At 68.6% G+C, this 17,133-nt stretch carries 15 protein-coding genes; 10 read left to right on the top strand and 5 right to left on the bottom strand.

The window, feature by feature from the left end; translation table 11 throughout:
- The first annotated feature begins 400 nt into the window (after nucleotides 1-400).
- Both EV385_RS25890 and yidC read left to right on the top strand, forming a co-directional pair.
- The gene (locus EV385_RS25890; protein WP_242625079.1) at nucleotides 401-697 is read left to right on the top strand and encodes a DUF6412 domain-containing protein; all 297 of its coding nucleotides are present in this window, start codon (nucleotides 401-403) and stop codon (nucleotides 695-697) included.
- 238 nt (nucleotides 698-935) lie between these two features.
- Nucleotides 936-1,844, top strand: a complete 909-nt coding sequence (yidC, locus tag EV385_RS25885; RefSeq protein ID WP_423203084.1) for a membrane protein insertase YidC — start codon at nucleotides 936-938, stop codon at nucleotides 1,842-1,844.
- 226 nt (nucleotides 1,845-2,070) lie between these two features.
- On the opposite strand, the gene EV385_RS25880 is transcribed toward yidC, so the two are convergent.
- The 3 genes from EV385_RS25880 to EV385_RS25865 form a co-directional block, all read right to left on the bottom strand.
- Nucleotides 2,071-3,897: a hypothetical protein gene (locus EV385_RS25880; RefSeq protein WP_130511792.1), complete on the bottom strand. Its 1,827-nt coding sequence runs from the start codon at nucleotides 3,895-3,897 to the stop codon at nucleotides 2,071-2,073.
- A gap of 240 nt (nucleotides 3,898-4,137) precedes the next feature.
- On the bottom strand, nucleotides 4,138-4,872 hold the full coding sequence (locus tag EV385_RS25875; protein ID WP_207229938.1) for a transposase: 735 nt from the start codon (nucleotides 4,870-4,872) through the stop codon (nucleotides 4,138-4,140).
- An 813-nt stretch (nucleotides 4,873-5,685) separates the two neighbouring features.
- Nucleotides 5,686-6,615: a tyrosine-type recombinase/integrase gene (locus EV385_RS25865; protein ID WP_130511791.1), complete on the bottom strand. Its 930-nt coding sequence runs from the start codon at nucleotides 6,613-6,615 to the stop codon at nucleotides 5,686-5,688.
- Between the two features lie 422 nt (nucleotides 6,616-7,037).
- Here EV385_RS25865 and EV385_RS25860 point away from each other — a divergent pair, with 422 nt between their 5' ends.
- From EV385_RS25860 to EV385_RS25845, 4 genes are all read left to right on the top strand, one after another.
- Nucleotides 7,038-9,350 carry an RNA polymerase sigma factor gene (locus EV385_RS25860; RefSeq protein WP_165449590.1) on the top strand — a complete coding sequence of 771 codons (2,313 nt, stop codon included), beginning with the start codon at nucleotides 7,038-7,040 and terminating at the stop codon, nucleotides 9,348-9,350.
- A 184-nt stretch (nucleotides 9,351-9,534) separates the two neighbouring features.
- Nucleotides 9,535-10,878, top strand: coding sequence for an RICIN domain-containing protein (locus tag EV385_RS25855; RefSeq protein WP_130511789.1), 1,344 nt, complete (start codon nucleotides 9,535-9,537; stop codon nucleotides 10,876-10,878).
- Nucleotides 10,879-11,482: 604 nt separating this feature from the next.
- On the top strand, nucleotides 11,483-11,638 hold the full coding sequence (locus tag EV385_RS34040) for a hypothetical protein (protein WP_165449589.1): 156 nt from the start codon (nucleotides 11,483-11,485) through the stop codon (nucleotides 11,636-11,638).
- A 42-nt stretch (nucleotides 11,639-11,680) separates the two neighbouring features.
- Entirely contained in the window at nucleotides 11,681-12,760 is a 1,080-nt protein-coding gene (locus EV385_RS25845; RefSeq protein ID WP_130511787.1) for a hypothetical protein, read from the top strand.
- A gap of 139 nt (nucleotides 12,761-12,899) precedes the next feature.
- On the opposite strand, the gene EV385_RS25840 is transcribed toward EV385_RS25845, so the two are convergent.
- Nucleotides 12,900-13,100: a hypothetical protein gene (locus EV385_RS25840; RefSeq protein ID WP_130511786.1), complete on the bottom strand. Its 201-nt coding sequence runs from the start codon at nucleotides 13,098-13,100 to the stop codon at nucleotides 12,900-12,902.
- A 384-nt stretch (nucleotides 13,101-13,484) separates the two neighbouring features.
- Here EV385_RS25840 and EV385_RS25835 point away from each other — a divergent pair, with 384 nt between their 5' ends.
- Nucleotides 13,485-14,156: a hypothetical protein gene (locus tag EV385_RS25835; RefSeq protein WP_130511785.1), complete on the top strand. Its 672-nt coding sequence runs from the start codon at nucleotides 13,485-13,487 to the stop codon at nucleotides 14,154-14,156.
- Nucleotides 14,157-14,203: 47 nt separating this feature from the next.
- Here EV385_RS25835 and EV385_RS36180 read toward each other — a convergent pair whose 3' ends face one another.
- Nucleotides 14,204-14,596, bottom strand: a complete 393-nt coding sequence (locus tag EV385_RS36180) for a tyrosine-type recombinase/integrase (RefSeq protein ID WP_423203083.1) — start codon at nucleotides 14,594-14,596, stop codon at nucleotides 14,204-14,206.
- Between EV385_RS36180 and EV385_RS34035 the strand changes: the two genes are divergently transcribed.
- From EV385_RS34035 to EV385_RS25825, 3 genes are read left to right on the top strand one after another with little or no spacing between them, the layout of a single operon-like run.
- Complete coding sequence (locus EV385_RS34035) at nucleotides 14,495-15,007, top strand: hypothetical protein (RefSeq protein ID WP_165449335.1); 513 nt, start codon at nucleotides 14,495-14,497, stop codon at nucleotides 15,005-15,007. The genes EV385_RS36180 and EV385_RS34035 overlap by 102 nt on opposite strands.
- On the top strand, nucleotides 15,004-15,396 hold the full coding sequence (locus EV385_RS36225; protein WP_242625078.1) for a recombinase family protein: 393 nt from the start codon (nucleotides 15,004-15,006) through the stop codon (nucleotides 15,394-15,396). The genes EV385_RS34035 and EV385_RS36225 overlap by 4 nt, the downstream gene beginning before the upstream one ends.
- On the top strand, nucleotides 15,375-16,901 hold the full coding sequence (locus tag EV385_RS25825; RefSeq protein WP_341273999.1) for a recombinase family protein: 1,527 nt from the start codon (nucleotides 15,375-15,377) through the stop codon (nucleotides 16,899-16,901). The genes EV385_RS36225 and EV385_RS25825 overlap by 22 nt, the downstream gene beginning before the upstream one ends.
- Nucleotides 16,902-17,133 lie beyond the last annotated feature (232 nt).

Genomic DNA, 17,133 nt, shown 5'->3' with positions numbered 1-17,133 from the left:
GTGGCATGCGTAAGCGGTGGGCGGAGAGTCGTGACGCTAAATTCGTCAGAGGAAGGTGAGAAGGAAGCATCGCGGGGAGCCGCCCACCGCTGCGGTTGATCATACGTCGCGGCCGCCGCTACCTCATCCGATTTCCGCCGGGAGCGGCGCAGGCGTCCGCGGCCTTACTCCAGCGTGCCGATCGAGGCCACCACATCTGCGTTGCCGGAGTAGTCCAGAAGACGGGCCGTCGTCGTGAGACAGCCTCGCTTTGGCCCAGTGCACCGTGCCCGCGACGACGAACCAGTCATGCTCCTGCGACACCAGGAACACGACCGGGCCCGCCGATCCGACAACTGGGGCGAATATCGCGTCCTCCTGATCTTCGGGGAGGGGTTGCGCCCTGGGGTACGGTAGCGGCGTGATCTGGTTCGAGGCGTTCTGGCAAGTGGTCAGCGTGCTGACCGATGCCGGCCCGACCGGTCTACTCGCAGGCACGGGTGCCGTGGCCAGCGTGTTGTTGATCGTCGCGCTCGCCGCCGGCGTGCTGCTGAGCCGTCGCGCCGCCTCGGCCAACCCGGGAATCACACACCGGGCCTTGCGGGAGCGAGCAGGCCGTACCGGTGTGCCACGCCATCGCGATCCCGACGCCGCAGGACGTACCCGGCCGAGAGGGCCCACCGGGGCTCCTCGCGGCCGCCTGAGCGTCTTCGCCTGAACCGCTCCATTCTTCTACCGCTCGTCGCGGCCGCTGGTGACTCCATGTCCTGATCCAGCCACTGGTCGTCGTTCGAGGGGTTCGTCATGCCCATGCCCGTTGTCCTGTCCCGGCCCGCTGCCGCCGGGTGTCCACCCGTCAGTCACACGCCTGACCCATCACGGCGAGCCTCGTCGCCGGATACCCGCAGCCCGCGGGTTCCCCCTGTCGCTGGCATCGACGCCTGGCGGGTGGCGCGATGAGTGCGCTGTTCAGCCCGCTGATGGCGGTGGTCTACTCGGCGATCTCCGCGGTCCTGCTGTTCTGGCACGCCGCCTGGGACATGGTCCTGGGCGACGCGAACGGCTGGGACACGAACTGGTCCTGGGTGCTCGGCATCGTCTTCCTGGTACTGACCGTCCGGACGGCACTGATCCCGATCGTGATCAGGCAAGTCCGGTCACAACGCGCGATGCAGCTGCTGCAACCCAAGGTCAAGGCGCTGCAGGACAAGCACAAGGGCGACCGGGAGACCCTGCACAAAGAGCTCCAGGAGCTCTACCGGGCAGAGCAGATCAATCCCCTGATGAGCGTCCTGCCGATGCTACTGCAGGCCCCGGTCCTGATCGGGTTGCTGCACGTGTTGCGCCACCTGCGGCCGACGGTCACCAGCGAGACCGCCCGCACCCTGTATGGCTGGACGCTGACACAGTTCGACAGCGCGGCGAACGCACAGCTGTTCGGAGCGCCGATCGCCGCGAGCTTCAGCGCCCCCGGCGCCACCATCAAAATCGTGGCGGCGGTCCTGATCGCGGTGATGACGACCACGACCTTCCTCACCAGCCGGCAAATGATCCTCAAGACCGGATGGGCCCAAGACCCGCAGGCGAGAACGGTACAGCGGCTGATGCTGTTCGGCATCCCGTTGTCGCTGCTCGTCTCCGGCGCGTTGTTCCCCATCGGCGTCGTTCTCTACTGGGTGACGCAGAACCTGTTCGCCTACGGGCAGCAGGCGTGGATCCTGCGCAAGTACCCACCACCGGCGACCGCCAACGCCGTGGGACAGCAACTCGTGCCTGCCGGGAATTCCATAGGCAAGCAAGACACGACGTCCCCAGCTCCCAAAGTCGGCGCCAAGCCAGTGACGGGGAAAAGGGCCCGCAGATAGGAGGAACTTGCTCAAGCGGCCAGGATCGCGGGTAAGCCGGCAGGCTGGGAGTGTCAAGTTAACGGCTGATCTTGGTTGTTGAAGGTCAGTCGTTGGCCGGGGGTGTGCGACATCGCTGGAGTTCGTTCGCGGCGTGGATGGCACGGGGCACGAAGATCTCGAAGCCACGCGACCCCGGCCGGTGGCGCGGCGACACGGGATCACCCAGGTCACCGCGCCGTGAGCTTCAGGACGCGGTGGTGAAGATCGCGACTCCGTTCGGCGCGACACTCAGTTCCTTGCCGCTGTCGAAGGTCGCGGTGAGGTGCTCGGCGGCCTTCGGGAAGCCGGTGGCCGTGTCAACGACGGGCGCGCTGCCCTCAGTGAAGACGTACTTGTCCAGCTCGATCCGTCCGGTCGGCGCGGTGATCGACACCCGGGCCGTGGTGCTGTTGCGGTTTACCAGGACGAACGTCCATCCCTTGTCGCCCGGCAGCTTGGCCTTGAGCACCCGCACGCCGGTCGGCTGCGGGGGCGCGTACATCTGGGTGCCGGCCGGCAGGTAACGGCAGAGCAGGCTCCAGGTGTAGAACCAGGGCCGCAGCGTCGAGGGGTCGAGGGGCTCGTAGTGGTCCCACATCCCGCACGAGGTCTTCTCGGCGTACCCGTCGAGGCACCACGCCATGGCGCCGTCCACACCGGCCCGCGCCTCCTGCACGGCGAGGTCGGCCATCCGCACGGCCTGGGCGGGTTCCTCGGCGAACGTGTAGTCCTTGTTAGGGTCGTCGCCGGGCGCCTTCATGCCGGTCTCACCGAGGATCACGGATCCGCCGTCGCTGGCCTCCTTGAGCTGCTTCACCGCCTCGGTCAGCGTCGCCTCGGGGTATTCGGGCGGCGTGCCGGGGATGTCCACCTCGTGCACGTAGAAGTGGGCCTCGTACTGGGCGACCTCGCGGTCCAGGGCGGACTGCAACCACCAGTCGCTGACCGAGGTGCCGCCGCCCGGGAAGGTCCAGCCGGAGCTGTGCGAGGCGGTCTGCTCGAAGTCGTTCATCGGATCCGTGGTCGAGCCGGACGCGGTGAACAGGGTGACCTTGGAGACGGCGCGCTCGATGCCCTGGACCGGCGGCATCGTCAGCCGCAGGAACTTGGCGCCGTCCGGGAAGGCGCGCGGGGAGACGTCGACGCGGTACCACGGCTTGGTGGCGTAGGTCCGGACGGGCGGGGTCTCCTGCACGTCGACGTCGGTCCAGTCCGTGCCGTTCTTCGAGGCCTGGAACGTCCAGTGGGTGCCGCGCGCGTCGGGCGTGCGGTAGAAGCGGGCCGAGAAGCCGGTCAGTCCCGCCTTCTTCCAGACGATGTTCTGCGGGGTCCCGGCGTTCTCCACCGGCACCGACATCAGGCCCAGGTCGCCCTCCTGGGCGGCCATCGACGCCTGCGCGGTGTCCGGCCCGCCGATCAGGTCGAGCCCCAGGCCGGCGCGGTCGAACTCCGTCCGCAGGTTCGCGGTGGCGGTGACCCAGTCCGCGTACTTGAGACCCTTGTCGTTGTTGGGCTCGTTGATGCCGTTGTAGCGGACGACGTTGGTTAAGCCCTTGTCCTTACGCAGCTTGCGCATCAGGTCGGCCTGGAGCGTGGCGGCCTCGGGCGAGATGTAGAAGTCCCTGTTGTTCAGGCCCCACATGCCGGTCACCACCTTGATGCCCTGCTTCTTGTAGTGCTCCAGGATCCGGAAGACGTTCTTCATCTGGGGGGTGTCCCAGTTGTACGACCCGATGGTGCCGGTCGGGTTGAACCACGGGCGGTTGAACATGATCCGCACCAGGCCGGGGTTCATGTAGTCCGTGCGCTTCGTCAGCACGTCGAACTCGGTCTTGGGCCACTCGTGGTCGTTGCCATCGCCGCCGCGGTACAGCGGGTCCTGGTTGTAGCCGAACCCGAGCCAGTTGCTGTCGACGGCGTCGTCGACCGGGGCGGCCTGGATCGGCGCGGTCGGCGCCAGCATCAGGCCGGCGAGGGCCGCGGCGGCCACCGGCGCGGCGAGCGCGCGCCGGAGGGTAGTTCTGGTGTGCATGGAGTCTCCTGCGGGGTGGCAACAAGACGAACCGGGGGTTCACCCTAGGGCAGACAACCTGGTTCAGGGTCAGGACTTTACGCGGATACTGTTCGCGTTCGGTGAGGGCTCCACACTGGAATGGATCAAGCCGCTAACGAGCGAAAGCGACCACGGCGCGACCTGCGAGAGCTCCATCGGCCAGCCGTGTCGGGGTACGAACTGATCTGGCTCTGGCAAGATTTTCGTGCCGGGAGATCGTTAGTGAGCTGCGGCGGCGTGTCGGCGTAGGTGTGCGATGAGTACGACTCGTTGGCGTAGGAGTGGGACTTTCGCGCGGCCGGCCATGAGTCGCTTTTGGAGTTTGACGTCGGTGATGCGGCCTTCGTTGACGCCGGAGCTGTAGGGCGAGGTGACGGCCTGGACGACTGCGGGAAGGTCTTCGCGGATGACTTTGGCGAGGCTGGGCAGTCCGGGTAGGCGGCTCTCTTCGAGTTCGTTGAGCCAGTCTGGTAGTGGTCCGGGGTCGTTGGTGTCGAACATGGCGGCGAAGGCTCGGACCAGGGTGTGGGTGCGGTCGAGCTCGGGGCAGTGTGCGAGCAGGCGTTGGAGCCGTTCGGCGGTGTCGAGGGTTCGTCGTGGTGGGCTGCTGGTGATCCAACGGGCGACTTCGCGTGGTGACGGTGGGCGCTGGTGGGGTTGCTCGACGGGCAGGCCTCGGCGTAGCGGCGCGACCGCCATTTTCACGCGCTGGTAGTGGCCGAGGTAACCCTTGGCTTTCAGTTCTTCGTGCAGCAGTTTGGCGTTGTGTTCGCCTTCGTCGAAGCGTTGCTGCAGGTACTCGAGGTAGCGGTCGAGCGGGGACGGGGGCCGTGGGCGGCGTACGCATTCCTGCCAGATGGCGGCGGTCGCGTACTTGCGCACGGTGCGCCAATCCAGGCCCAACTGGCGGGCGACGGCGTTGTAGGCGCGGCCGGTGTCGGTGAGCGCGTGCACGGTCTCGAACAGGTGCCTGGCGTGGTTGACGCAGGGCTGTCCGTGGTGGGCGTCGCCTCGGTCGCGGCGGACGTTGCCGAACCAGGATCGGGTTCGGGAGCGGCGGTGGGCAGGCAGCCGCGGTGCACGGTGGCGATCTGCTGGACTCTTCGGGCCAGGCCCTGCCACAAGTGAAACCGGTCGCTGACCTGGATGGCGTCCGGAGCGCCGCTGGTGATGCCCTTACGGTAGATCGGCGAGCCGTCCCGGCAGACAATCTTGCCAGAGCCACTGATCTCCCGAACTGGGTACGGATTTCGTCCTGAGTTGGTACGGACTCGTTTCCATAGGCGTTCAAGATCGCTGGGTGACCGAGAGTGTTCGAGACGGCACCCTGCGGGGTGGTGGTGTTCGAGAGGTGATCTCGCGGTGACCCTTCGCCCGGATCGGCCCTTGCTGGACGCCTTCGGGGTGTAGAAGTCGCAGCGGGCGCAGGCCATGCGATGCTGGCACTGCTCGAAGAACGTGTAGGTGCACCAGCCGTGGCCGAGGTCGTAGTACTGCCAGGGGTCGCCATTCGCGGCGACGCCGGAGGCAATCGCGTCGCGGTCGACGAGGACTTCGACGGTGCGGGCGCGCCGTCACGCGGCTCAGGTGTGGGCAGTCAGCCGCATGGTGAGGTTCCCGCCCTGGCGGGGAACCTCGCCATGCCCGTGCAAGCTGAAGGGCCGGAGCAGTGGTGGTCGCAACGCCGCTAGATGGAGCTCGGTTCGGCCCATGACTGACGATCTTGTGAAACTAGCGGTAAGGCTGGTCAGAGGGGCCTGTGAGGGGTTATCGGCGTCGGGTGGTGGGGTCGCGTTGTTGTTGCCAGCGGCCGAGGGCTTCAGGTGAGACGCGGGCGTACCGGGCGAGGGACGCCACTGAGGTGTGGCCGCTGTAGGAAAGCAGGGTGGAGGTGTTGGCGCCGTCCTCGGCGGCGTGGGTGAGCGCGGAGTGCCGGAGTTGGTGCAGGGTCGCGCCGCCGGCGGCGGCGGTGAACAGCTCGGCGGCGCGGCGGTAGGACAGCCGGGCCTGGCCGGTGGCCGGGTCGAGGTCGGTGGGGGCCAGGGGTAGGCGGGCGCGGCGGTCGGTCAGGAACACGGGTCCGCGGCGGCGGCCCCGGAGCAGACGGGGCAGGAGCCGGGCGGTGCCGGTCTGCCAGATGATCACGTCGACGGCGCTGCCTTTGCGGCGCACTTTCGCGCAGCGGTTGCGTAGGTCGAGGTCGGCGACGTCGAGGGCGAGGACCTCGCTCGCGCGGGCGGCGGTCTCGTAGAGCATCCGCCACAGCGTCTTCTCCCGCAAGGAAAGGTTATCGCGGGTGAGTAGATCCTCGATGGCGGTCTTGGGCAAGGCTCGGGTGCGGTCGGGGGCGCGGCCGCGGCGGCGCAGGGGCCGGGTGGGGTCGCTGTGTAGCCAGTCCTGGTCGCGCCAGTAGCCGATCGCGGAGCGCAGGGCGTCGAGGTTGCGGTTGAACGTGGCCGGCGCTTGTTCGGCCCACCGTCGGGTGAACCAGTCGACGAGCCGCGCGGCGTCCTCGTCCTGTTCGAGTGCGGACAGCGGGTGGTCGGCGCCGAGGTGGTCGCGGAGCTGTCGCAGGGTGGAGGTGTAGACGCGGCGGGTGCCGGCGGTCTCGGGGTGGTCGAGGGTGGACAGGTACGCGCCGATCGCCGCGCCGACGGTCGGCGCGGTCACCGGACGGAGTTGGCGCACGGCACCCATGTCGATCGCCCCTTCGGCTCTATCGCAGAAAAGCACCCCGAGTCGCCGCGGTTGCGACGGGGTCCCAGTGCTGGTCGCGGACCACGCTATCGCAGAAAATCGTTTCCTTTCTGCGAAAAGGTCGTTGACACCTCCACAAAGGTTCAATCGATGGCTGTCGGAGTTCTGACCCAGAAGACGCTCGTTCGGGTCTTCCGATCATGCGCCGAGATCTCGAAGCTTGTCCCCGCAACGCTCCGTAACCGGCGAACGGGAGAGTCAAGCCGTGGCAGGCCCCAGCCGGGCACTCTCCGTAGATGAGAGTGCCGCTCCTGGATCTACCACGTGGCGTTCGAACAACGCTGACGCTGCCGACAAACGGTCACGGTGTACAGCTCGCGCCCGATTCCCGGGTCTTGAGTTTTTCTGCGAGGGGATCCACCATGACTCAGCCCGTTGCCGAGCTCGTCAGCCTCGCCCGGCAGGGTGACCCCGAGGCGTTCGCCGAGATCTACCGGCGCTACCGCGATTCGGTGTACAACTTCTGCCTGCGCCGGCTGCGCGGGCACCAGCAGACCGCGGATGACGCGGTCGCGGAGACCTTCTTGTCCGTCTTCGACTCGCGCCTGCAGAACTTCACCGATGGGTACGAGCTACTCCCCTGGCTACTCGGCGTCGCCCGCTACAAGACACTCGACCAGGTACGACGCGCCGCCGAGAATGGGCACGTTCTGCTCGTCGACGACCTGTCCACCGTGGCTCCCGGCGCGCCAGCCCAAGACCTCGGAGGCAATCCGGGTGCCGATCGCGCCCAGGAACTGCTGGACGCTGCGTCGGCGGCCCTGGACCCCGACGACAGCGACCTGCTAGCCAGCTACCTGCAGGTGTACTCCGGCAGGCTCACCCGCGAGCAGCTCGCCACAACCATGGACATCACCCCAGCCCACCTCAACGTGCGCCTGTCCCGGCTGCGCCAGCGGCTGACCGACGCCGTACTCACCATCAGCCTGCTCGGCCAGCGCCGCATGCTGTGCCCCCAACTGACCGCGCTCGCACCGGCCGGCGCCGAGGTGTCACCCCTGCTGCGCAAACGGGTCACCGGGCATGCTCGTGAGTGCGACATCTGCCGTACGAACGGCATCCGCCTCCTCGACCCGGACAAGCTGCTGATCGCGGTGCCGTTCCTGGCCGCGCCGCTGCTGCTGGCCCGCCGGATTCTCGGTCGGGCCGGCGCCGCCGCGCCCGCGGCGCAGTTGGCTGCGGTCACGGCCGCGTTCTCGTCCGGCGCAGAGCCCGCGACGGACCTCGCGCGGCCACCGACGCAGGCGACCCCGCCTGGTGGCGCGTCCGTGCCACCCGTGGCGCCGCCTTCGCCGGTCGGCGCTGGCGGGACGTCAGAGAGTGCCGGAGCCGGCCGGCCGGGGGTCTCTGGGGCGGTCAAGATCGGTACGGCTGTGGTGACGGCGGTCGCGGTGCTCATCGGTGTGTTGGCGACCAACCAGATCTGGCCGTTTAACCCCAACCCGGATAATCCGCGTGCGGCGGCGCCCGCGCCCCCGGCAACATTGCCGGGCTCGGCCCCGTCCGGGACCGCCCCGGCCAGCCCCGGCTCTCCCTCATCGTCCGCGATCACCCCGGCCGTCCCCGGCGCGTCGGCCCTGCCCGGCGTCAGCGCGCCCACCCCGGTCGCCGGTACCGGCACCGGGCCGGTGCCGGCCGGGCCGGTGCCGGCCGGGCCGGTGCCGGCCGGGCCGGTGATGTGGGGCTACGCCTCCACCCGCGAGTACCAGTACCAGGCGGCTGTCGGCGAAACGATCGACCTGCACCACGATTGGCAGTGGGGCACCTGGCGGCGCTCGACCGACTCGGCCCTCGCCGCCCGATCCGCCACGACCACTCGTACTGGCGAGGGCCGGTATCAGGTGCGGATCCCCGGTGTCGGCTCGCCGTTCGCGGTGGTGCACGTTTCCAGCGGCGCGGGCTGGGGCTATCCGCAGGCGATCTCGTGCCAGGCGGTCGACGCCCGCAACGACGGTGTCGACGAGGTGGTCGACGTCGCGTGCCACGACCCGGCGGGTGCCGCAAAGAACCTTCCGTACCAGGTCATCGTCGCCGATCCCAGCCGCGGCGCGGCACCGATGGTCACGGCCCGGTACACCCCGAACGGCGGGACCTGGACATTCTCGGCCACGGGCGGCCCGGCCCGGGTACGCCGTACCGCCGCTGGCCGCTACGAAGTGACGGTGGCCGGCGGGTTCGCGGGAAGCGGGTACGCGGTGATCACGCCCCAGGCGGCGGCCTCGCGCTGCCGGCCCACACAGACCGCCCGGACGTCCGGAGGGCTGCTGGTACGCATCGCGTGCTCCACCGACACCGCCTGGATGTTCAGCTACGCCGAGGGCTCCGGCCTCTCGCACGACCCGGGTGTTCCAGCGGCGTACGTGACCGTCACGGGCGGCGCCTCGCCAGGCGTCGCTAGGGGACGTTCGTGGAGCAGCAACGGCGAACTGCCGACGGTAACCCGCACCGGGGTGGGGACATACCAGGTGAAGTACCAGTCAATCGGTAAGCCGCAGGTCTACCCAGCGGACGCTGTCAGCCTCACCGCCACCGGCTCACCCGACCGGTACTGCCGCACGCCGGTGTGGAACTCGTACTCGACCAAGCAGATCGTGACCATTCTCGTCGCGTGCTTCGACCCGGCCGGCAAGCCCACCGACGCCGACTTCGCCCTCGGTTACCTGCGCGCCCCGTAGACGCACCACGACCCACCCTCGCCCGAATCTTGCACCTACGAAGTTCGGCCCCCGTACTACAGCTGCGGATCACGCAACGACGTCGATCACGGAAAAAACCTCGAGGAAGTGTTATGCGGACCTTCGTCGAGTGCGAATCCATGGTGAGCGCGGCCAATAGGGCCGCGTCGCGAAGGGAGCATCGATGCCCAATCCCCGCAACCGATGGCTGGCGGCTCCGCTGGCAGCGCTCGTCGCGCTAGTCGCGCTAGTCGCAGTTGGACTGACCGTACCGGCAGCGTCCGCCTCGACGCCGCGTGCCCAGTTTTACACCGGGTACTCGATGACCGGCGACAAGCTTGACAAGGACGCAAGAGGCGAGGAGAGGTACCTGTTCGACACCGGCCGGCAATGCATCCCGGGCTACTGCTGGACCTTCTGGGACGACGTGATCTCGTCGCTGGACACCACCGGCGGCGGCCAGGAGGGCGCCTGGCTACGGATCTACGACCTCGCCGAGTTCGCCGGCGCGTGTGCCCTGATCCCGCCAGGGGTGAAGCTGTTCGACCTGCGGTCGTTCACGCTGGGGCGGGACGGCACCAACTGGGACAAGCAGATCTCGTCCATCGAGGTGTTCGTGAACCGGCCGCCCGACAAGGCGGGCTGCGCGGCTGCGGACAACCTCGCGCCCACGACCACCCGGGGTGTCATCAGTAACCCCGCCAGCAGCGCCGTCCTCGACGTCTCCGGCAAGTCTCCGACCCGGGGCGCGGCGGTGCAGACGTGGTCGTACCTCGGCGGCGGAAACCAGGTGTGGGCCATGGCGCCGGCACTTGAGGACCGAAGCCAGTTCAACATCCGGCCGCAGCACCACGGTGGTGCGTGCCTCGGCGTGGTTCTCGGCAGCGGCCTGGCGGTCCAGACCGACGAATGTTGGGCGGCGACCTCGCAATGGCGGTTCTGGCTGGCTTACCAGGATTCGTTCGGGGTCGATGTGTTCCGGCTGCGCAGCGACGCGGCGAACGGCTGCCTGGAGATGACGCCGGGTACGAACCCGGTCGGCGCCCGCGTCCGTATCACCACCTGTGCGCACAACCTCAACCAGCTGTGGCGTACCGGTTCGGTGGCGGGGCATCTCGCGACGAACACGGTGCTCGACGTTCCCGGCTTCGACGCGCGAGACGGTGCCGCCCTGCAGACTTGGCCGTTCATCGGTGAGCGCAATCAGGATTGGAAAGCCGAACCACGCATCAACGGCGCGCCGCCTCGCGAGTGGCGGCTCACCGTGCGGCACACCGGAATGTGCCTCGACGTGGTCACCCTGGAGCGCGGCGCCGCGGCCGTCCAGCGTCGCTGTGACCCCACACGCCGGAGTCAGAGCTGGTCGGGCGAGCAGGTGTCCGTCCACGAGGGCCTGCCGGTGTACCGGCTGCACAACATGGCCGACCCCCGGTTCTGCCTCGACCAGGCGGGCGGACAGAACCCGCGCGGGGCGCGCGTGCAGATCTGGGACTGCAACGACCTGACCAACCAACGCTGGCTCGTCTGAGTTTTGAATGGGCTCGCCCGGCGCGACGCCATTGAGCAGGAGGAGAACCTTGAGGCGAACAGGGAGACTGGTTGGCACGGCGGCGACCGTGTTGCTGCTGACAGCTGCGTGTACGCCGAATGCGGCATCGGGGCCTTCACCGGATGTGGGCGGGATGCCGACAGCGGGAGCGCCGGCCGATACTCAGGCAGCACATGATGGTGAAGCCGGCGGGTACAAGCTTCCAGAGAACGCACCACCACGGCTTCGGCGGGCATTCGACAAGGCAGTTCAAGCAGAGGCCAAACGGGACCGGGCGAAAGCGGACGCGTTGGCCGTCCTCCAGAAGTACCCGTTGCTATCGAGTGCCCCTGAGACACCCGGTGAACAGCCGCCCGTGCCGTCAGACGTGGCGACCGAGTCGACGGCGGACTCCTCCGTTCCACGGGTGCCGTCCTCGCCGCCCGACGAGCAGCCACAGCCCGTTGAATCGTTCGTCGTGCCGCCACCGCCACCGCCACCGCCGCCACCGCCGCCGCCACCGCCTGCTGTTCCGGCCGAGGTACGGACCAACATCGAGAGATGGGTAAAGGCCCAGAAGGAGGTCATTCGTAGGTGTCGGGCGGTGCAGGCGGAGGATGCGGCCGCGGCCTCGGACCAGACCGCGCAACGGGTCGATCCGGTGTGCGGGGCGGAGCGAACGCCGCGTGAATTCCTCCCGTGGCTGCACCTGATGGGCTATACCCAGGCCACCCTGCGTGCCCTGGTCTACACGAGGTGAGGGATGCCTGAATCTGCTCAGCCGGCCGCTGGGGCGACGAGCATGCAGCAGCTCGCCGAGGCCGTCGGGGTGGTCACCGCCCCGGCGGCCGGCCTTGCAGCGCTGGGCTTGTACTTCGGGTGGAAGCGCACGCAGACCTATGCAACGTACTTCGGGGTAGACAACAGCGTGCTCGGGTTCAGCCTGCAGGAGTACGTGCTGCGCAGCGCGAGCTCCGTGTTCGTCATCGTCTTCTCCACCGTAGCCGCGGGTCTGGCCGCCCTGACGCTGCATCAGGTGCTCACCCGCCACGCCGGTCCGGCGATGTATCGTCTCGGTGGCACGGCCTTCGCCGTCATCGGCGTTGTGCTGGTGCTTGTCTGGGCGGACGCGCCGGTGAACCGGATGCTTGGCGGTCTGTCGCCGACCATCCAGCTTTGTGCAGGCGCCGTGGGTGGGCTGGTGGTCGTCGCCGGCGGCGCGGCGATCTCCTGGGGTGGCACGCCCACGATAGGCAGGCCTGCCCGGTCGGGCCGAACGGCGAGGGTGCTCTGCACCGCTGCCGCGGGGATCGTCGTACTGGACGGACTCGCCGGGCAGGCAGGCCCGTTCCTGCTGGGCAAGCCGTACATCGCCAAGGAAACCGTCCTGGCGGCGGCGGTAACGGTTCTGCTATACGCCGCGTACCTGCGCCACGACCTGCGACGCGCGGACGTCACGACGCCGCCCTGGGCCCGCGCCCTGTTCATCGTCCTGACAGCACTGCTGGTCGCGGCGGGTCTGTTCGCCGCCACCGACAGGTACGCCGCGACGGTGGGGATCCGGGAGGCGGAACTCACCGTAGCCCGCCTCGACGGCCGTCGGGGCGTCGTGGTCTACACCAAGGAGAACCCGCAGTTTCCCGCGAGCGTGACCTGCACCCCGCTGCCGGCCAAGGATGCCGCCTTCAAGTACCGCTGCGAGGGGCTGCGGTTGTTCCTGCGCACCAAGGACGAGGTGCTTGCCTTTACCGCGAACTGGTCCCGCGACGACGGCATCGACTCCGACGACCGGCTCATCGTCATCCGGGCGGACGACTCCGTCCGTCTCGAGTTCACTCCCGGCGAGGAAGACCTGCCAGTGCGACCCCTGGTCAGCCGCTGACTCCCAACCCGTACTACCAAGATCCACTACATTGCGGCTCGCCGCACCTTCGGGAGTCCCGGGCCTCCAACGTCGGCGATCCGCACCTCGACCGCGAGTATCCCCCCGTCGGGCCAACGGGGCGATGCCCCGGCTGGCGTCAACGGTCGCCGGTCACGCCGGCGAAGTGGGCCAGGGCCAGCAGCATGCCGACCGCGCCGGCCGTGAGGATTGCGGTGAAGATGTCCGCGCCGCCGGCGTGGGCGATCAAGCCGGCGGTTTCGGCGATCAGGGTGGCGGCGAGCACGACCAGGGCGGTCCACAGCGGCCGGGTCGAGGTGGGCGGCGTGGTGGACGTCATGCGGGGTCGCCCTCGCTGGGGGCGCTGCGGTGCGCCAGCTCGGTCAGGGTGGCTACCAGTGGTCGTGGCGGGTCTCGGCGCGTTCGGCGCGGTCGGTGGCGGCCGTCGCGGCGGCGGTGGCCTCGGCGAGCCGGCGGTTCAGGTCGGTCTGCTCGGCGGCGGCCTGCTTGTGCTCGCGCTGGGCGGTGTCCCGCTCGCGGGTGAGCAGTTGGACGAGGCTGTCGAGCTCGGTGATGGCCCCGCGCTTGGGCCGGTGTCACCAGCCCCAAAGTTGCTGCGGGAGGACAACGCACCGGTCGGGAGTTTCAAGCTTCATTTGCGCAATGCCGCCATCATGTCCATCGGGGCCGCTCCGGCACCCCGCCATCTGAGTGGGAGGGCAACGTGCAGGACCTGGCCGGATACGCGGCGGCGGCGACGGCGTACATCACGACCCAGTTCATCGACAGGCCGGACACTGGGCCGGGGTTGGGTGACGGCATCCAGAGCCTGTACGAGGTGGTGCGGCGCCGGCTCGACGACGATGACCATCTCGGTGCCGAGTACGTGGCGAGTAGCCCGCACAGCATCAAGGCCCGCCGGACTCTCGCCGAGGACATCGAGTACGGCGCCGGGGAACATCCCGGCTTCGCCGCCGAGCTAATCTCCAGGGTGGACGGCCTGCGGGACGCCGGCGGCCTCGACTATCTGGCGGCATGTGGCGGCCTGGTCGTCATCCGCCAGGTCGTCGACGGCGACCGGCGCGGCGACGTCTTCCGCACCGGCCTCGTGCGCGCACTCGGACCCGCGGTGCTGTCGGCGCTGCTCGCCGCGTCCGTCACGGCCGGGGGTGCCGGGGTTGCGGCAAGCAACAGCCCGACGGTGTGGCAGATCGTCTACTACATTCTCGGCAGCCTGGCCATCGCCGGCATGGCCACCTGCTTCTATGCCGGCATGGTCGGTACCTCGAAATCGATCCTGCTGATCGGAATCGCGATGGCGTTGGTGTTCGGCACGCTCGTCGGCATCCTGCACCGGATGCCCCGGCTGCGCGGGGTCTCCCGGGACTCGGTCTGACGGCCGCCGCGCGTCGCGGTTGACCGGGACTGCCAGGCTGATACCCGTCACGCCGTTCGATGTCGATCGATCGGCTTGATGGGGCGGGGAGGACTTGTCATGCGAGTAGGACCGAGGTTGGGGGGTGAGCGAGATACGCCGGAAACCCGCCTTAGATCTTCGGATTCCCTGGTCAGCGGTCGGTCAGTAGGGTGTTGATGACTTTGCGGCGGTCTTCGGCGGTGGGCAGGGCGTACGACCGGGTGGTTTCGATGCGGGCGTGGCCCATGAGTTCGGCGACGAGGACCAAGTCGGTGCCCTTTGCGGACGAGGTCGGTGCCGAAGGTGTGGTGTAGGACGTGGCTGGTGAAGTCGTCGGGCAGGTTCGCGGCCTGGGCGATGTCTTTGAGGATGTCGTGGGCACCGCGGGCGGACAGGCGGCCGCCGCGGCGGTTGAGCAACGATCCCGGATCTCATCGAGGCGACGGGCATGCGCCGCACCTGGATCTACGACCGGCTCCAAGCGCTCGCCGCCACTGGGCGCGCTCGCCAGGTCGCCCGCGGGCGCTGGCGCGCCTGACCCGATCGTCCGCGCGGACGTCCGTCCGCTCGCGCGCGTCTGCGCAGATCAGTGCGCGGACGGACGACGGACGGACGACCGCGCGGACACCATCCACCGATCAGAAAGGAGGCCCACGATCGTCATGGATCACCCGACCGACGAGGGGAGAAATCGCAGCATACGAACATGCACGACGCTGGAAACCGAAGATGGGCAGCTCAAGACGTCCCTAGAAGTCCCGCTCTCCCAGGCCGCCGCCGATGTGCTGTGGCGCATCATCGATCGCGCCCGGAAGACTCGACAACCATGAGGTTCGCCTTCTACGGACGTGTGTCGACCGAGGACCAGCAGGACCCGCAGGCGTCGAAAGCCTGGCAGCTCTCCCGCGCCCGCAGCTTGATCGAGCCGGCCGGCGGGGAGATCGTCGCCGAGTTCTTCGACATCGGACTCTCCCGCTCGCTGCCATGGAAACGGCGACCCGAGGCGCTCCGCCTGCTCGACACGATCAAAAGCCCCAGTCGCGACTTCGACGCGGTAGTCATCGGCGAGCCTCAACGTGCCTTCTACGGCAGCCAGTTCGGCATGACCTTCCCCGTGTTCGTGACTACGGCATCGGCCTCTGGGTGCCCGAGGTTGGCGGCGCCGTCGACCCCGGCTCCGACGCCCACGACCTCGTCATGGCCCTCTACGGCGGCATGAGCAAAGGCGAACGCAACCGCATCAAGATCCGCGTCCGGTCCGCGATGAAGTCCCAAACCGAACTGGAAGGCCGCTACCTCGGCGGCCGACCGCCCTACGGCTACCGCCTCGCCGACGCCGGCCCACACCCGAACCCGAGCAAGGCCGCCGACGGCAAGCGCCTGCACCGGCTCGAACCCGACCCGGTCACCGCCCCGATCGTCGAACGGATCTTCACCGAGTACGTCGCTGGACGGGGCATGACCTCGATCGCGCGCGGCCTTACCCAAGACGGCATTCCGTGCCCGTCGGCCTACGACCGGGCGCGCAACCCGCACCGCCGCACGCAGGTGTGGGAGACCACCGCCATCCGCGCGATCCTGCAGAACCCGCGCTACACCGGCCGCCAAGTCTGGAACCGAGCACGCACCGACGAGGTACTGATCAACGTCGATGACGTCGCGCTCGGCCACGAGAACCGGCACCGCTGGAACGACCCCAGCCAATGGGTCTGGTCCCGCACCGAGTCACACACCCCGCTGATCAGCACCGACCTCTACGAACAGGCGCAGCAAACGATTAAGGCGCGCGGGACGAACGGTGACGCCGGCCGGGCGCCCCGGCACACCGGTCATCCGTACCTGTTCCGTGGACTCATCACCTGCGGAGTGTGCGACCGCAAGATGGTCGGCAACCCGAACCACGGCCGGCTCTACTACCGCTGCACCGCGAGCCGCGACTTCGTCCGCCAGCACCGGATCAGCCACCCGCCCGCGCTCTACGTGCGCGAGGACGCCATCACCGAACCGATCGACCGGTTCCTCCGCGACGAACTCACCGGATCGACGCTAGCCGGCAACCTGCGCCGTGTCGCCGACGCCCAGTACCAGGCCGCGCTCGCCGCCCACGACACCTCCGGCGAAATCGAAGAGCTGCGCCAGACCATCGCTGACGCCGACGCCAAGATCAATCGCTACCGGGCGACGCTCGACGCCGGTGGCGACCCGGCGCTCATCGCCGGTTGGATCAGCGAGGCCACCGCCCTCAAGAGAGGCGCCCAAGCCCGGCTGGGCCTCACCGAGGCACCACCGCAGCGAATGACCGGCGACCAGCTCGACACCATCGCCGACGCGTTCAACGACCTGTTCCGGCTGCTCCGCGACGCCGACCCACGCGACAAGGCGGAGCTGTACAGCCGGATCGGCCTGCGGCTGACCTACCAACCAGGCCCGGAAACAATGATCGCCGAGGTGGTTACCCCGGCGAACTCTCGTGTCTTTGATTGGTGTCCGAGGATCGACACACACCCGATGCCTACGGCATCCCGCTGGTCGGCACGATCGAACCCATCGCACACGGCTGACGGGTGGCGCAATCAGTCGGATTCAACGCCGCGATCCGGCCTTGCCCATCCGTGGCCCGGAACCGGCCTCAACGCATGCCGCCTGGTCGGGCTGCGGCCGGGGCGCCTGCACCTCGGCGCAGCTGCACCGCACGGGTCCTGGGGCCGGGCAGCGCGACCCTGACCGGCGCTTCGGCCCGGGCACCGAGCCCGAGGACGAGTCGTTGGTCAGTGCGATTGAGTCGGTCCTACCGGCCTTCATGGCGGTTTCGAGGTCGGCGTAAATGCTCAACGACACTATCCGCATTCACATGCGATATCGGTCGGTCCGAAGTGTCATCCATGAAGGAGCGGGGCTTTGCGCCGTGAGGCGCTGTTGATTCGAGTGGAGGTGGGAGACCTTCGCCTCGGGCCTG

Origin of the sequence: Krasilnikovia cinnamomea (assembly GCF_004217545.1) — a bacterium.
GTDB classification, from domain to species: domain Bacteria; phylum Actinomycetota; class Actinomycetes; order Mycobacteriales; family Micromonosporaceae; genus Actinoplanes; species Actinoplanes cinnamomeus.
Note: the sequence above shows the minus strand (reverse complement) of the source record. Positions and strands in the feature narration are given on the sequence as shown.

Excerpts from the sequence above, each read along its gene's own strand:
- EV385_RS36225 (WP_242625078.1), top strand. The coding sequence starts at position 15,004 with ATGAGGTTCGCCTTCTACGGACGTGTGTCGACCGAGGACCAGCAGGAC.
- EV385_RS25825 (WP_341273999.1), top strand. The coding sequence starts at position 15,375 with ATGGCCCTCTACGGCGGCATGAGCAAAGGCGAACGCAACCGCATCAAG.
- EV385_RS25865 (WP_130511791.1), bottom strand. The coding sequence starts at position 6,615 with ATGGGTGCCGTGCGCCAACTCCGTCCGGTGACCGCGCCGACCGTCGGC.
- EV385_RS25860 (WP_165449590.1), top strand. The coding sequence starts at position 7,038 with ATGACTCAGCCCGTTGCCGAGCTCGTCAGCCTCGCCCGGCAGGGTGAC.
- EV385_RS25840 (WP_130511786.1), bottom strand. The coding sequence starts at position 13,100 with ATGACGTCCACCACGCCGCCCACCTCGACCCGGCCGCTGTGGACCGCC.
- EV385_RS25880 (WP_130511792.1), bottom strand. The coding sequence starts at position 3,897 with ATGCACACCAGAACTACCCTCCGGCGCGCGCTCGCCGCGCCGGTGGCC.
- EV385_RS25855 (WP_130511789.1), top strand. The coding sequence starts at position 9,535 with ATGCCCAATCCCCGCAACCGATGGCTGGCGGCTCCGCTGGCAGCGCTC.
- EV385_RS25845 (WP_130511787.1), top strand. The coding sequence starts at position 11,681 with ATGCAGCAGCTCGCCGAGGCCGTCGGGGTGGTCACCGCCCCGGCGGCC.
- yidC (WP_423203084.1), top strand. The coding sequence starts at position 936 with ATGAGTGCGCTGTTCAGCCCGCTGATGGCGGTGGTCTACTCGGCGATC.